At 58.3% G+C, this 15,572-nt stretch carries 14 protein-coding genes; 9 read left to right on the top strand and 5 right to left on the bottom strand.

Annotated features, from left to right (window positions below; translation table 11 throughout):
- The first annotated feature begins 82 nt into the window (after positions 1–82).
- Entirely contained in the window at positions 83–787 is a 705-nt protein-coding gene (aqpZ, locus tag IB213_RS00905; protein WP_192405092.1) for an aquaporin Z, read from the top strand.
- 110 nt (positions 788–897) lie between these two features.
- Here aqpZ and IB213_RS00900 read toward each other — a convergent pair whose 3' ends face one another.
- Positions 898–2,034, bottom strand: coding sequence for a hypothetical protein (locus tag IB213_RS00900; RefSeq protein ID WP_192405091.1), 1,137 nt, complete (start codon positions 2,032–2,034; stop codon positions 898–900).
- A 59-nt stretch (positions 2,035–2,093) separates the two neighbouring features.
- Complete coding sequence (locus tag IB213_RS00895; protein ID WP_191722470.1) at positions 2,094–2,855, bottom strand: Crp/Fnr family transcriptional regulator; 762 nt, start codon at positions 2,853–2,855, stop codon at positions 2,094–2,096.
- A gap of 286 nt (positions 2,856–3,141) precedes the next feature.
- Here IB213_RS00895 and IB213_RS00890 point away from each other — a divergent pair, with 286 nt between their 5' ends.
- The 8 genes from IB213_RS00890 to IB213_RS00855 all read left to right on the top strand — a co-directional run bounded on the left by IB213_RS00890 (position 3,142) and on the right by IB213_RS00855 (position 13,084).
- Positions 3,142–5,076, top strand: coding sequence for a long-chain fatty acid--CoA ligase (locus IB213_RS00890; RefSeq protein ID WP_191722469.1), 1,935 nt, complete (start codon positions 3,142–3,144; stop codon positions 5,074–5,076).
- Positions 5,077–5,101: 25 nt separating this feature from the next.
- Complete coding sequence (locus tag IB213_RS00885; protein WP_191722468.1) at positions 5,102–5,887, top strand: ABC transporter ATP-binding protein; 786 nt, start codon at positions 5,102–5,104, stop codon at positions 5,885–5,887.
- Positions 5,888–5,898: 11 nt separating this feature from the next.
- Positions 5,899–6,828: a branched-chain amino acid ABC transporter permease gene (locus IB213_RS00880; protein WP_191722467.1), complete on the top strand. Its 930-nt coding sequence runs from the start codon at positions 5,899–5,901 to the stop codon at positions 6,826–6,828.
- Positions 6,829–6,851: 23 nt separating this feature from the next.
- On the top strand, positions 6,852–7,916 hold the full coding sequence (locus IB213_RS00875; RefSeq protein WP_191722466.1) for a branched-chain amino acid ABC transporter permease: 1,065 nt from the start codon (positions 6,852–6,854) through the stop codon (positions 7,914–7,916).
- A 66-nt stretch (positions 7,917–7,982) separates the two neighbouring features.
- Positions 7,983–9,296 carry an ABC transporter substrate-binding protein gene (locus tag IB213_RS00870; RefSeq protein WP_191722465.1) on the top strand — a complete coding sequence of 438 codons (1,314 nt, stop codon included), beginning with the start codon at positions 7,983–7,985 and terminating at the stop codon, positions 9,294–9,296.
- A 121-nt stretch (positions 9,297–9,417) separates the two neighbouring features.
- Entirely contained in the window at positions 9,418–10,257 is an 840-nt protein-coding gene (locus IB213_RS00865) for an ABC transporter ATP-binding protein (protein ID WP_191722464.1), read from the top strand.
- A gap of 66 nt (positions 10,258–10,323) precedes the next feature.
- Positions 10,324–11,571, top strand: a complete 1,248-nt coding sequence (locus IB213_RS00860; protein WP_191722463.1) for a phenylacetate--CoA ligase family protein — start codon at positions 10,324–10,326, stop codon at positions 11,569–11,571.
- 520 nt (positions 11,572–12,091) lie between these two features.
- Entirely contained in the window at positions 12,092–13,084 is a 993-nt protein-coding gene (locus tag IB213_RS00855; RefSeq protein WP_191722462.1) for a tripartite tricarboxylate transporter substrate-binding protein, read from the top strand.
- A 113-nt stretch (positions 13,085–13,197) separates the two neighbouring features.
- Here IB213_RS00855 and IB213_RS00850 read toward each other — a convergent pair whose 3' ends face one another.
- From IB213_RS00850 to IB213_RS00840, 3 genes are all read right to left on the bottom strand, one after another.
- The gene (locus IB213_RS00850) at positions 13,198–13,545 is read right to left on the bottom strand and encodes a DUF1840 domain-containing protein (RefSeq protein WP_191722461.1); all 348 of its coding nucleotides are present in this window, start codon (positions 13,543–13,545) and stop codon (positions 13,198–13,200) included.
- A 4-nt stretch (positions 13,546–13,549) separates the two neighbouring features.
- Positions 13,550–14,815 carry a class I SAM-dependent methyltransferase gene (locus IB213_RS00845; protein ID WP_191722460.1) on the bottom strand — a complete coding sequence of 422 codons (1,266 nt, stop codon included), beginning with the start codon at positions 14,813–14,815 and terminating at the stop codon, positions 13,550–13,552.
- Between the two features lie 127 nt (positions 14,816–14,942).
- Positions 14,943–15,557: a hypothetical protein gene (locus IB213_RS00840; protein ID WP_192405090.1), complete on the bottom strand. Its 615-nt coding sequence runs from the start codon at positions 15,555–15,557 to the stop codon at positions 14,943–14,945.
- Positions 15,558–15,572: the final 15 nt, after the last annotated feature.

Genomic DNA, 15,572 nt, shown 5'->3' with positions numbered 1-15,572 from the left:
ACGATGGACCCAATATGCCTAGCATAGCGAAGGCTGACAGATGGTCTGCCGGCTCTCACCTGGCGCTTTCACAGGAGGCGATATGCATACGTCGGTTCAAAAATGGTCGGCCGAATTCATTGGCACGTTCTGGCTCACCCTGGGCGGTTGCGGCAGCGCCGTACTGGCGGCGGCTTTTCCTGAAATTGGCATTGGCCTGGTCGGTGTCTCCCTGGCTTTTGGTTTGACAGTGGTCACTGGTGCCTATGCACTAGGCCCCATCTCTGGCGGGCACTTCAACCCTGCTGTGTCCGTGGGTCTGGCCATGGGCGGGCGGTTTTCCTGGGGCGAGTTGCCCGGCTACGTGATTGCACAGGTGCTGGGTGCCATCGTCGGCGGCGGCATCCTGTACGTGATTGCCACGGGCAAAGCGGGCGCACAACTGGGTGGTTTTGCCACCAACGGTTTTGGCACGCACTCACCCGGTGGCTACAGCATGACTGCAGCGCTGGTGACCGAAGTGGTCATGACTGCACTGTTTCTCATCGTCATCCTGGGTGCCACAGCCAAGCGTGCAGCCCCCGGTTTTGCAGGCCTGGCCATCGGTCTGTGCCTGACGCTGATTCACCTGATCAGCATTCCCGTCACCAACACATCGGTCAACCCAGCGCGCTCCACAGGGGTGGCAGTGTTTGGCCCCGACATTGCCATGCAGCAGCTGTGGCTGTTCTGGCTGGCACCCATTGTGGGAGCTCTGATTGGTGCGGTGATCTACAAAACCTTGCTGTCTGGCCGCACCGACGACTGACCGCAAAAGCGCTCTTCCAAAAAAAAGGAGCTGCTAACGCGCTCCTTTTCTTGTCTTCAATGTGTTTTGACATTGAAGTCTTTTAAATACAAGCGCCAAGCGCTATGTTTTTACCACTTCTTCTTGGGAGCCTCATCACCCTCTTCAGGGCGAATCACCTTGATCGGGGCTGGCTTGCCTTTGAGTTCTGCGGGCGCACGGTAGGTGCGAATACCGCTGAACGAACGGCGTACTTCACCCACGCTGTTGGCGTAATCAGGACGCTCTTCGCGGGGTGCATTCGAACGTGCACGGTCACCGCCAAAGCTGCGCTCTTTGTTAAAACGTGGACGATCGCCGCCTGCGCTATCTTCGCGACGGGGGCCGCGGTCACCACCAAAATTGCGCTCAGGACGGGGACCTCGGTCGCCGCTGCTCACGCGAGGACGATCGCCGCCTGCACCACCTTCACGGCGGGGAGCACGGTCGCCACCACCAAAGCTGCGTTCGGGACGAGGGCCACGCGGGCGATCACCGCCCCCAAAGCCGCCTTCTTCGCGGCGCGGGCGGTCGCCAAAGCTGCGCTCTGGACGGGGGCCTCGGTCGCTGTTAAAGCGTGGACGGTCTGCGCCTTCCGGGCGAGGGCCGCGCTCACCGCTGTTAAAACGGGGGCGATCACCGCCGCCAAAGCCACCTTCACGGCGTGGGCCGCGATCGTCGTTGTTGAAACGGGGGCGGTCTGACTGGCCAAAGCCGCCTTCTTCACGGCGCGGGCGGTCGCCAAAGCTGCGCTCTGGACGGGGGCCTCGGTCGCTGTTAAAGCGTGGACGGTCTGCGCCTTCAGGGCGAGGGCCGCGCTCACCGCTGTTAAAGCGGGGGCGATCACCACCGCCAAAGCCACCTTCACGGCGTGGGCCGCGATCGTCGCTGTTGAAACGGGGGCGATCTGACTGACCAAAGCCGCCTTCTTCGCGGCGTGGGCGGTCGCCAAAGCTGCGCTCTGGGCGGGGGCCTCGGTCGCTGTTAAAGCGTGGACGGTCTGCGCCTTCCGGGCGAGGGCCGCGCTCACCGCCGTTAAAGCGGGGGCGATCACCACCGCCAAAGCCACCTTCACGGCGTGGGCCACGGTCATCGCGCGGGCCAAAGGACTGGCCGCCGCGAGGACGATCATCCCCCCGGCGCTCGGTGCGATCACCAGCAGGGCGGGCGGGACGTGAGGCGCCGTTAGACGATGGGCCTCGGGAATTGGGGTGGTCTTTGAAAGACATGCTCGGCTCTTGGAGTTAGGGGGCTATTGTCGCGCCCCTTGTACAGCCTTGCTAGCCGCTCAGACTATGCCCTCGCGCGTTACAGCTTCTGGCACAGCGCCGCGCTTGCTGCTGGTGAAAAGTCCATCGCGCAAGGCCTGTAAATCCATCACCCGCAAGCCACCATATTCCACCTGAATGGCGCCGTAGTTTTCTAAGGTGGACAAAGCTTCATTCACCCTTTGTCGCGACAAACCCACCAGATACGCCAGCTCTTGCTGCGTAATACGGAGCACCGCACCCACGGCCGGGTAGAGCACAGGGTTGAACAACGCCGCCAGACTGCGTGCAACGCGCACATCAGGGTTGCTGATGCGGTCGATCTCGCGCGCAGCAATGAACTGACCCAGGCGTTCGTTGAGCTGGTTCATGATGAAGCGGTTAAAACCCAGCGAGTTATCCAGCAGCCACTGGAACGTTTCTACAGGAATGCCTGCTATCACACTTTTTCGCAGAGCCTGAATGTTGTAACGGTAGGTTTCGCGCTTGATACATGTGCCCTCTCCAAACCATCCACCCGGAGGCACACCGGTAAAGGTCATGGTCAAGCCATCGACGTTGTCGGCGCTCATTTTCAGCAGCCCCTCGGTCAAACCCAGCCAAAAACTCACGGGCTTGCCAGCATGGCTGACATATTCACCAGCAGATGCTTGCGTTACCAGCAGCGTGGAGACAGCCCGCTCGCGCTCATGCGGCAGCAGCAGGCTGATCCATGGGATGGCATTGATCTCTTCAGGGGTGGCAGCACGGCGGCGTTGGTACAAAGAAGTGCTTGGACTCATAAGTGGCAAGCATGTGCGCAGACCCCTTTGTCGTGACATTGGGGTTTGCCACGACAAACGGCGGCACTGCACGGCGCATGGCCTGATTCAAGTCAAATGTTGGCATTTATGGGACATATGCCGACAAATGCCGCGTACTAACCCGATTAGGTCTTTCCCGAGAATGTCGTCGTAAAGACAAGAAAACGTCAAATCACTACCTAGTATTGCCTTCATTCGCTGAGTGGCGGTGCTTGATTGCCACGCTCACCAGTTGGCCCGAGGTTTGAATCTGTGAGGATCTGCAATGGCAACAACATTTCCGCATCTGCTGCTTCGGCATGCTGCCGAAAGGCCCGCGGCTGCTGCATTGCGCGAGAAGGAATACGGCATCTGGCAAACATGGAGCTGGGCAGACGCTGCCCGTGACGTGCGCCAGATGGCATGTGGCCTGGCTGCGCTGGGGCTGGCCAAGGGGCAAAACCTCGCCTTCATCAGCGACAACCGCCCCAGCCTTTACATGGGGTTCATCGCGGTACAAAGCCTGGGCGCAGTTCCCATTCCGCTGTACCAGGATGCCGTCGCGCAAGAAATGCGTTTTGTCATCGAGGATGCCGAGGTTGCATTTGCATTTGCAGAAAACCAGGAGCAAGTCGACAAGCTGCTGGAAGTGCGTGAATCTGTGCCCAGCATTCAGCACATCATTTACGACGACCCACGCGGCCTGCGCAAATACGAGGCACCCGGCCTCATCAGCATCGCTCAGCTCAAAGAGCTGGGCCAGGCATGGGACCGCGACCACCCCGGCACCTGGGACGCCATGGTGCAGGCAGTGCAGCCTGAAGACGTATCCGTCATTTTGTACACCTCGGGCACCACCGGCAAACCCAAAGGCGTGTGCCAAACCCATGCCAGCTTTATCGGCGCAGCACAGGGGGGCGTAGAGGTCGATGGCCTGAACCCGTCTGACAACGTGATCTCCTACCTGCCACCAGCCTGGGTGGGTGATCATCTGTTTTCAGTGGCCCAGTGGATGGTGGCGGGCTTCACGATCAACTGCCCAGAATCTGCCAGCACCATTAACATCGATCTGCGCGAAATTGGCCCCACTTATTACTTCGCGCCGCCCCGGGTTTTTGAAGGCATGCTGACCTCGGTGTCCATCCGCATGGAAGACGCTGCCAAACCCAAGCAATGGCTGTATGAAAAGTGCATGCATCTGGCCCAGCGTGTGGGTGCCGACATCCTGGACGGCAAGCCTGTGGGCGCCTGGGATCGCTTCAAGTACTGCCTGGGTGACCTGTTTATCTACGGCCCGCTGCGCAACGTCATGGGGCTGTCACGTATCCGCGTGGCCTACACCGCCGGCGCGGCCATTGGCCCGGACTTGTTCAAGTTTTTCCGCTCCATAGGCATCAACCTCAAGCAGCTGTATGGCCAGACCGAGACCTGCGCCTATGTCTGCATTCAGAAAAACGGACAGGTCAAACTCAACACCGTAGGCCAGGCGGCACCCGGCATTGAACTGAAGATTGCGGACAACGGTGAAGTGCTGGTCAAAGGGGTTTCGGTACTCAAGGAGTACTACAAACGCCCGGATGCCACGGCCGAAGTGATTGATGCACAGGGCTACTTTCACACCGGCGACGCAGGCGTGCTGGATGAAGACGGCCACCTGCGCATCATTGACCGGGCCAAAGACGTGGGCAAGACCAACGCCGGGGCCATGTTTGCGCCGAACTACATCGAGAACAAGCTCAAGTTTTTCCCTCAGATCAAAGAAGCGGTGTGCTTTGGCAACCTGCGTGACGAAGTCTGCGCTTTCATCAATATCGATTACGAAGCAGTGGGCAGCCTGGCTGAACGCCAGGGCATTCCTTACGGCGGCTATGTGGACCTGGCCTCCAAACCACAGGTGCTGGAGCTGATTGGCGAGTGCATCAACCAAGTCAACGCGGATCTCGCTACCGAAGCCGGCATGGCTGGCACCCAGGTCGCACGCTTTTTGGTGCTGCACAAAGAGCTGGACCCGGACGACGATGAACTTACCCGCACCCGCAAGGTACGGCGCAACTTCATTGGGGAAAAGTACGGTGTGCTCATTGAAGCGCTGTACAGCAGCAAGACCGAGCAGTTCATTGAAACGCAGGTGAAGTTTGAGGACGGCCGCACAGGCAGCGTCAGCGCCACGCTGCAAATCATCAACGCCAAGACATTCCCGGCCACGCGTGCCGCTGCTTGATAGCCCGAACGAAAGACCAGCAGCCATGACAGACAAGAAGATTGGCGATGTCATTTTGGACATCCAGAACATCAGCCTGCGCTTTGGCGGCGTGAAAGCGCTGACAGACATTTCGTTCAACGTGCGCGAGCATGAGATCCGCTCCATCATCGGGCCCAATGGCGCCGGCAAAAGCTCCATGCTCAATTGCATCAACGGGGTCTACACCCCCTCTGAAGGTTCCATCACTTTCAGAGGCCAGACCTTCAGTCACATGAACAGCCGTCAGGTCGCTGAAATGGGCGTAGCCCGGACTTTTCAGAACCTGGCACTGTTCAAAGGCATGAGCGTGATTGACAACATCATGACCGGCCGCAACCTAAAAATCAGGAGCAATGTGCTGATGCAGGCTCTGCGTGTAGGCCCTGCCCAGCGTGAAGAGATTCGCAACCGCGAGTTTGTCGAACACATCATCGACTTCCTTGAAATTCAGGCCTATCGCAAGATGCCTGTGGGCCAGTTGCCTTACGGTCTGCAAAAGCGTGTGGACCTGGGCCGTGCCCTGGCCATGGAGCCGCAGGTACTGCTGCTGGACGAGCCCATGGCAGGCATGAACGTCGAGGAAAAGCAGGACATGTGCCGATTCATCCTGGATGTGAACGATGAATTTGGCACCACCATCGTGCTGATCGAGCACGACATGGGCGTGGTGATGGACATTTCCGACCGTGTCGTAGTGCTCGATTACGGCAAGAAGATTGGCGACGGCGAGCCCGAAGCAGTGCGCAATAACGAAGACGTGATCCGGGCCTATCTGGGCGCTGGCCACTAAGGAGCAGAAACATGGGATTTTTTCTGGAAACCCTGTTCGGTGGCCTCATGGTGGGCACGCTGTACGCGCTGATCGCCATTGGGTTTGTGCTGATCTTCAAGGCCTCAGGTGTCTTCAACTTTGCGCAAGGTGCCATGGTGCTGTTTTCAGCCCTGGCCATGGCGCGCTTTTCGCAGTGGATTCCCGAATGGCTGGGCATTGAGCCCGGTCTCGTTGGCAATCTGCTGGCCATCGTCGTGGCCCTGCTGATCATGGTTGTGGTGGCATGGCTGATCGAGCGGCTGGCCTTGCGCCACCTGGTCAACCAAGAGCCCATCACCTTGCTGATGGCCACACTGGGCATTGCCTACCTGCTGGACGGGCTGGGCCCCATGATTTTTGGCAGCGCGGTCTACAGCATCAACGTGGGCATGCCCAAGGACCCCGTTTTCATCATGGACAGCCTGTTTCCAGGTGGCGTGATGATCAGTCTGGAAGACCTGTATGCCGCATGCATTGCGGCCTTCATGGTGGTCTGCCTGAGCCTGTTCTTTCAGAAAACCAAAACCGGCCGCGCCCTGCGTGCAGTTGCTGATGACCACCAGGCCGCGCAATCCATCGGCATTCCACTGTCTCGCATCTGGGTCATCGTGTGGTCAGTGGCAGGCGGTGTGGCGTTGGTGGTGGGCATCATCTGGGGCTCCAAGCTGGGCGTGCAGTACTCGCTGTCGCTGGTAGCGCTCAAGGCCCTGCCAGTAGTGATTCTGGGTGGCCTGACGTCACTGCCCGGCGCCATCATCGGCGGGCTGATCATTGGTGTTGGAGAAAAACTCTCCGAGGTCTATCTGGGCCCCATGGTGGGCGGTGGCATCGAGACCTGGTTTGCCTACGGTCTGGCCCTGTGCTTCCTGCTGATCCGCCCTCAAGGGTTGTTCGGCGACAAAATTATCGACCGCGTCTGAAGCCGTAAGAAGAGGAAACCGACATGTTTTATCGTGAAAACGGCCAGTTCAAAACCAGCTACGCGGCCGACCAGCAAATCTTCTCTGTGGCACAGGACCGCTACGCCGTCCTGCTGATTTTGGCAGTGGCCTTTTTGGTCATTCCTTTTGCAGCCAGTGACTACACCTTTCAGGCTGTCCTGATTCCCTTTGTCATCATGTCGCTGGGGGCCATGGGACTCAACATTTTGGTGGGCTACTGCGGCCAGATTTCACTGGGCACCGCCGCCTTCATGGCCGTGGGTGCTTATGCAGCCTATAACCTGCAGGCCCGCATTGAAGGCATGCCGCTGCTGCTGGCGCTGATCGGTGGTGGCCTCGTGGCGATGGTCTTTGGCATCGTGTTTGGTCTGCCCAGTCTGCGCATTCGTGGCCTGTATCTGGCCGTGGCTACGCTGGCCGCCCAGTTCTTTGTGGACTGGCTGACCACACGTGCCGCTTGGGTCACCAACAACTCATCCTCAGGCTCGGTCAGCGCCAAGCCGCTGGCCATTCTGGGCTGGAGCATTGACACCCCGGTAGAGAAATACCTGCTGTGCCTGGTCATTCTGTGTGTACTGGGCTTGGCCGCCAAAAACCTGGTGCGTGGTGCCATTGGCCGCGAATGGATGGCCATGCGCGACATGGATGTGGCCGCTGCGGTGATCGGCATCCGCCCCACCTACGCCAAGCTTTCAGCATTTGCTGTCAGCTCTTTCATCGTCGGCATTGCGGGTGCACTCTGGGGCTTTGTGCACCTGGGTGCATGGGAGCCAGCAGCCTTCAGCCTAGATCGCTCGCTGCAACTGCTGTTCATGATCATCATTGGCGGCCTGGGCTCCATTGTCGGCAGCATTTTTGGGGCCGCCTTCTTTGTGCTGCTGCCGCTGTTTCTGACTCAGGTTCCACACTGGCTGGGCCTGCCCATTTCTACGGCTACCGCCACCTATCTGGAACACATGATTTTTGGTGCACTGATCGTGTTCTTCCTGATTGTGGAACCCCACGGATTGGCCAAGCTGTGGGCCACAGCAAGACAGAAATTGCGCGTCTGGCCATTTCCGCATTGATTCTTTAAGACACCGCAGAGTGCCTGCAACCGGGACGCCGTCCCATACAACCGAAGGAGACAGTTGATGATGTTCAAGAAAATTGCGATGGCTGCCGCTACTGTGGCAGCAAGCATGGGCGCTCTGATGACTGCGCCCGCTGTGCAGGCACAAGAGCAGTTTGTTCCGCTGCTGGTGTACCGCACCGGCCAGTTTGCGCCGCTGGGCATTCCATGGGGCGACGGCAAGCAGGACTATCTGAAGCTGGTGAACGCCAAGGGCGGTATCAATGGCGTGAAGATCAAATTTGAAGAGTGCGAAACCGCGTACGACACCGCCAAGGGCGTGGAGTGCTATGAGCGCCTGAAGAACAAGGACGGTGGTGCCTCGGGCTTTGACACCCAGTCGACCGGCATTACCTTTGCCGTGACCGACAAGGCCCCCGGCGACAAGGTGCCTGTGGTGACCCCAGGCTATGGCCTGTCTCAGTCTGTAGACGGCAAGGTGTTTGAGTGGAATTTCCCGCTGCTGGGCAATTACTGGACGGCTGCTGACTCCATGATTCAGGACATCCTGAAGAAGGAAAACGGCAACCTCAAGGGCAAGAAAATTGCACTGGTCTATCACGACTCGCCTTATGGCAAGGAGCCTATTGCACTGCTGGAAAAGCGCGCTGCCAAGGACGGCTTTGAGCTGCTCAAGCTGCCTGTGACCGCGCCCGGTGTAGAGCAAAAGTCCACCTGGCTGCAGATTCGCCAGAGCCGCCCGGACTATGTGCTGCTGTGGTCCGCTGGTGTGATGACCCCCACCGCTGTGCGCGAAGCGCAGGCCACTGGCTACCCACGCGAGAAGATGTACGCCATCTGGTGGGGTGGCTCTGACCATGATGTCAAAGACATTGGCGCAGGTGCCAAGGGCTACAACACCGTCACCATCCACAACACGGCCGAAAACGACAAGGTGCATGCCGATGTCAAGACCATGCTCTACGACAAAGGTCAGGGCACAGCCCAGGACCCCAAAGAGCTGGGCCAGCTGGCACACACACGCGGCATGATGATTGCCATGCTGCAGGTCGAAGGCATCCGTACGGCGCAGGAAAAGTTTGGCAAGGGCAAGGTCATGACGCCCGAGCAAGTGCGCTGGGGTCTGGAGAACCTGAACCTGACACAAGAGCGCCTGAACGAGCTGGGCTTTGGCAAGATCATTCGCCCCTTCAAGACCAGCTGCGAAAACCACCTGGGTGCCGACTGGGCACGCATTGCGACCTGGGATGGCAGCAAGTTCAAGGTGAACTCGGACTGGTATCAGGCCGACAAGTCTCTGGTCGATCCTCTGTACAAGGAATATGCAGAGCGCTACGCCAAGGAAAAGAACGTCAAGGTTCGCTCCTGCAACTGATGCACTGAAACACGGCCCGCGCTTCACCGCTGCGGGCCGTGCAAAGTGTTCAGCCAAGTCAAGCTCCAGCGCTTATCCAGCAGGCGCAGCCAGCTATTAATTTGAGTATTCAGGTGATTGCATGACCGATTCTTCCAACCGCATCCCCACCCCTGCCAGCGCCGCACCGCTGGTGGAAGTCAATGGCATCGAAGTCATCTACAACCATGTGATCCTGGTGCTCAAAGGCGTCTCACTCCAGGTTCCACACCAGAGCATCGTGGCATTGCTGGGCGGCAATGGCGCCGGCAAGACCACCACGTTGCGGGCCATCTCCAACCTGCTCAAAGGAGAGCGCGGCGAAGTCACCAAAGGCGGGGTTACGCTGGAAGGCGAGCAGATTCAGAATCTGTCGCCTGCTGAACTGGTCAAGCGTGGTGTCGTGCAGGTCATGGAAGGCAGGCACTGCTTTGCCCACCTGACCATCGAAGAAAACCTGCTCACTGGCAGCTATACGCGCACTGACAAGGGTGAGATTGCTGCCAATCTTGAGAAGGTCTACAACTACTTTCCGCGCCTCAAAACCCGGCGTACCAGCCAGGCTGCTTACACCTCAGGTGGTGAGCAGCAAATGTGTGCCATTGGCCGCGCCATCATGAGCAATCCGCGCATGGTGCTGCTCGATGAGCCGTCCATGGGACTGGCACCGCAGATCGTGGACGAGGTGTTCCACATTGTCAAAGATCTCAACAGCAAGGAAAAAGTCACTTTTTTGCTGGCCGAGCAGAACACGAACATGGCGCTCAAGTATGCCGACTACGGCTACATCATGGAAAGCGGCCGCATTGTGATGGATGGCACCGCCAGCGACCTGGCCTCCAACGAAGACGTCAAAGAGTTCTACCTGGGCGTTGGTGGCAGCGAACGCAAGAGTTTTCGAGATGTCAAAAGCTACAAACGTCGCAAACGCTGGCTGGCTTAACCGCAGCTTCCAACATTTCAACTTTTTTGCGGTTGCAAGTGACCACCGCGTCTTGAGGAATTGAGCATGCATGAGCATTACGACAGTTTGGAAGTCCGTTCACCACAAGCACGTGAAGCCGCTTTGATGGCCGCTCTTCCTGCGCATATTGCACATGCACAGGCACACTCCCCCGCGTTTGCGCAAATTCTCCACGGCGTGGACGCCGCAGCCATTCACAGCCGCGCCGCACTGGCGCAGCTGCCGGTTACACGCAAATATGAACTGCTGGCCAAGCAACAGGCTGGGCGCGCCAGCAGCCCGTTTGGCGGATTCAACACGCAGGCGTTTGGCCCGCATATGCCGCATGTCTTTGCCAGTCCGGGCACCATTTACGAGCCCGAGGGCACACGAGCGGATTACTGGCGCATGGCGCGTGCAATTCATGCCGCTGGTTTTCGTGCGGGCGAGCTGATCCACAACTGCTTTAGCTACCACTTCGTGCCTGCGGGTTCGATGATGGAAACAGGGGCACATGCGATAGGCTGCACGGTTTTCCCCGGCGGAACAGGCCAGACTGAGCAGCAAGTACAAGCGATGGCTGAGCTGCGTCCAGCAGGTTACATCGGCACGCCCAGCTTTCTTAAGCTGATTTTGGAAAAGGCACACAGCATGGGCACCCCCATCCCCAGTGTGCGCAAAGCTCTGGTCAGTGGCGAAGCATTTCCCCCTTCTTTGCGCGATTGGCTGCATGCGCAGGGCATTGATGGCTATCAGTGCTATGCCACTGCCGACTTGGGTCTGATTGCTTACGAGACATCTGCGCGCCAGGGCCTGGTGATTGATGAAGGCGTGATTGTCGAAATCGTGCGTCCCGGCACTGGTGAGCCCGTGCCTGATGGAGAGGTTGGCGAGCTGGTGATCACCACGCTCAACCCCGACTACCCATTGATCCGGTTTGGCACCGGAGACCTCTCGGCCATATTGCCCGGACACTGCCCTACTGGGCGCACTAACCACCGCATCAAAGGCTGGATGGGCCGCGCCGATCAGACCACCAAAGTGCGGGGAATGTTTGTTCACCCCGCTCAGGTGGCCGATGTGATCAAACGCTTCCCCCAGGCCCACAAAGCACGTTTGATCATCAGTGGTGAGATGGCTAATGACACCATGACGTTGCTGGTGGAAAGCCAAGAAACTGCCCCGGGTTTCACCCAGCAAATCAGTGATGCAGTGCGCGACATCACGAAACTGCGTGCCGACATTCAACTGGTCGCTCCTGGCAGCTTGCCCAATGACGGCAAAGTAATTGAAGACGCTAGAAGCTACAGCTAGAAATACCTCACCGCAGCTCCTGCCCCCACCAGCGTGACTCCGGCAAATCTCTGGCCCTTGCGGGCCTTTGAACTGTCTGCAGGGGTTCCCGCTGCCGGCGTCGACGCCCAACTGCTACATCCAGCGCCCATGGTGCAAGACACCCACCTGGGCCAATGCGCCCCAGACATTCTCAATAAAATTTCACCCTATGGAATGTCGGATACATGATGTAAAAAACAAACAATGCACATACATCGGGGGTTTCACATCAATTGTCTATAGAAAAGATAGCCACGACAAAACCCGGCAAGAAGAAAAAGAAGATAGCCGCAGAAAACAAGAATAAACATAAATTAACAACCATTAAGGAATTTTAATAAATCAAGCTTCTTCATGGCCGTTGCTATTGAATTTGATCCAGCGCAAGCGCGCGTTCTTCTTAGAATTTTTTATGAAGAACTCAGGGAATGTGCGGGGGTACACCTGTCACTCAAGTTCCTAGGATCGCATCCCATTACAAGTAAGTCTGGAGATTTCAATGACTCAATCGTTCCGTATCGCAGCCGTCGCTTTGGCTGCCGCAGCCGTGTCCTTGGCTGCTTCCGCCCAAAGTTTCCCCGCATCCGGCAAGAACATTACGATCGTGGTGCCCTTCTCTGCAGGCGGCCCTACTGACCGTGTTGCACGTGACTTGGCTGAAGCCATGCGCAAACCTTTGGACGGCGCTACGGTAGTGATTGAAAACGTGGCAGGTGCAGGCAGCACCATCGGTTCGGCCAAGGTGGCACGTGCAACTCCCGATGGTTACACCCTGCTGCTGAACCACATTGGCATGTCGACCATGCCTTCGCTGTATCGCAAGCTGCCTTTTAACGTACTCAACGATTTCGAATTCCTGGGCATCGTCAACGACGTGCCCATGACCGTGATTGGCCGCCCTAACCTGGCTGCCAAAAACTTTGCAGAACTGCGTGACTGGATCAACACAGAAAAAGAGAAGGTCAACATTGGCCACTCGGGTCTGGGTTCAGCCGGTCACCTGTGTGGCCTGATGTTCCAAAGCGCCCTGAACGTGCAGATGACCACCGTGCCTTACAAAGGTGCAGCACCAGCCATCACCGACCTGATGGGCGGCACCATCGATCTGATGTGCGACCAGACCACCAACACCTCTTCGCAGATTGAAGCGCAGAAGGTCAAGGCCTATGGCGTCACTACCCTGCAGAAGCTGAAGTCCCCTGCGCTGAAGGATCTGGCAACGCTGGACTCTTCAGGCCTCAAGGGCTTTAACGTGACCGTGTGGCATGGCCTGTATGCACCCAAGGGCACCCCTGCCGATGTGCTGACCAAGCTGAACAACGCCCTCAAGCAAGCCGTGAAAGACCCAGAGTTCGTGCGCAAGCAAGAAGGTCTGGGTGCCGTGGTGGTGGCTGACAAGCGTGTTGAACCCGCAGAGCACAAGAAATTCGTTCAAGCTGAAATTGACAGCTGGGGCAAGGTCATCAAGGCTGCCGGTCAGTTCGCTGACTAAGCCTGTGCCCGCTTTCAGGTGCTGCATCTAGCACCTGGAATCAAAAAAAACCGCCAGACGCTCACGCGTTCTGGCGGTTTTTTATGGGCTAAACCTCAGCGGTGCTGTGTCCTTCAGATCTTCCAGGTCACAGGTTTACCTTCTTCGGCACTGCGACGCAGCATGTCCGCCAAAGGCACAACACGCTGGCGCAGGCTGACAGCGCCCAGCTGCGCAGAGGCGGCCGCAGCCTCTGCCGAGTGGCCTTCGTGCTGGTCGTTCATCTCTTCTTGCATGGCTTTACGGCGCGCTTCATCTTCTGCGACGGCCTGATCCAGCATGACCAGCGTGTGGGGGATTTGTTCTACGGTGAAGACACCTGGCTGTCCCAAAGGTTTGTCCAGAATCTTCAGAATGTGCTCGGCAGTTGCCTTCAGCATGATCAAGTCGGCTGTGGCGCGTGACTGGAAGGTGTAGGCCATTTTTTTATCCTTTCGAGTACATGTATTCACGTTGGAATGGGTAATCCGATTGTGCGCCACGCAGACCTCCTGCACTCAAGTTGCCTGAGGGATTTGTAACCAGCATTTGGTGCAAGCCCATCCAGCCCTGCTCAAAGCCCATGGCGCTCCCAGCCAGATACAGGCGATAGGCACGCAAGGCGCGGCCAGAGCGTTCGGCATCCGTTTGCGCAGACAAGATACGCTGCGCCTGGGGCAACTGGGCTTCCAGTGCATCTGACCATGTCCACAGAGTCCGCGCGTAGTGTGGCCTCAGGTTCTCGGTGTCCACCATCTCCAGCCCCGCATCGGCCATGTCGTGCAGCACGGCACTGACATGCACCAGCTCGCCACCGGGAAAGATATAGCGCTCAATGAACTCGCCAATGCCGGCTCCGAGCTGCCTGTTTTTCGTCCCTCCTGCCGTGATGCCATGGATCAAGGCCATCCCGCCGGGGCGCAGCAACTGGCGCACGGTCTGAAAATAGGCCGCCAAATTAGCATGCCCCACGTGCTCAAACATGCCCACTGAGGCCAGCTTGTCATAAGGCGTATCCGCCATCTGCCGGTAGTCACACAGCTCCACCTGCACCTGCCCATCCAGCCCGAGCGCCTGAATCCGCTTGCGCACGTAGTCGTACTGATTGCGCGAAAGGGTGACCCCCTTGGCTTGGACGCCGTAATGCTGGGCTGCCCACACAATCAGCCCGCCCCAGCCACAGCCAATATCCAGAAAGCGCTCGTTGGCTTTCAGCGCCAGCTTGCGGCAGATGTGATCGAGCTTGGCTTGCTGGGCCTGCGCCAGCGACATTTCTGAAGAACGGTAGTAGGCACAGGAGTACACCCGCAAGGGGTCCAGCCATAGCGCGTAGAAATCATCAGACAGGTCGTAGTGAAACTGCACCTGCTGCGCGTCGCGCTCCAGTGTGTGCAAGGCCATGGAGCGTGCCCGCGCCATGGTTTGCGACCACCAGCTGGCGTTGCCGCGCACCGGGTCTGTCTGCAGCAAGCTGGTGGCGGCAGCCATGACGTTGCGCATGCTGCCCTCCAGATCGACCCAGCCCTCAACCACGGCAGCCCCCAGCGATCCAATCTGCCCCTGGGCCAGAGCCACCAGTGCCGCCGGTGAACGCAGCGCGATATGCACATCCCCTTGGGCAGGACCAATCCGCTGCCCGCTGGGCAATGCCACGGACACGCGAACGGGAAGTTCAGCGAGCCGGGTCTCCAGGGCGGCGAGCATGTTTTTCATGCTGCCTATTTTTGGGACAGCACGCGGCCCTCGTCAATACGCCACAGCACATAGGTTTGACAGGTTTTTTCCCGTTTCACAGGTTTTCAGGCTCCGGGGCCACCAAACTCCGACCTGACCGTGTGTGTCAGCCTTTACCAATCAGGCGCTGGTAGGCCGACAAGGTGCTGGCTGATACGGACTTCATCACCTGCTCATACGATGTTTTCTGGCGCGCCATCAAACGCATGGAGGCGATGGTGCGCGTCTTGCAGAACCAGTGGCAGGTGTGCTGCAGCAGCAGCAATTCCGCCGTCATGGTGAATGCCATGCGCTTGCGCGTTTCCAGGTCCACATCCTCGGGCGCACAGGCATCGCGCACGGCTTTGGCATGCATCTTCAGTGCTTCGCGCATGTCAAAGGTGTGCGATGGGATCAGGCGGTCAAAGTACGGCAGTGCCAGCGGCAGTGTGCTGACGCGCGTGTCCTGTGCGTTTTCCTGGCTGAAGCTGGTGGCCAGCCGCTGCAGCTGGTCGGCCAGCGTTTTTTCGCTGTTGCTCAAAATGTCCCACACCTGCTGACGGCGCTCGGCGTCTTTTTCATCCAGTGCGCGCATATAGCCTTCAATCAGGCCTCCCATGAGCTTTTCGACCTGCGTGGGTGCCAGGTGTGCCCCCAGCAAACGCACACGGCGACGGTGCTCTATGCCTTGCAAGACATAGACGGCAATGGAGCCCACAATAATCCAAGTGAAAAAGTCCATAGTGCGGCGCTTGCT

The organism is Comamonas sp. CMM02 (assembly GCF_014851485.1).
Taxonomy (GTDB): domain Bacteria; phylum Pseudomonadota; class Gammaproteobacteria; order Burkholderiales; family Burkholderiaceae_C; genus Comamonas; species Comamonas avium.
The sequence above is the reverse complement of the archived record's forward strand: the minus strand, read 5'-3'. Positions and strand labels throughout refer to the sequence as shown.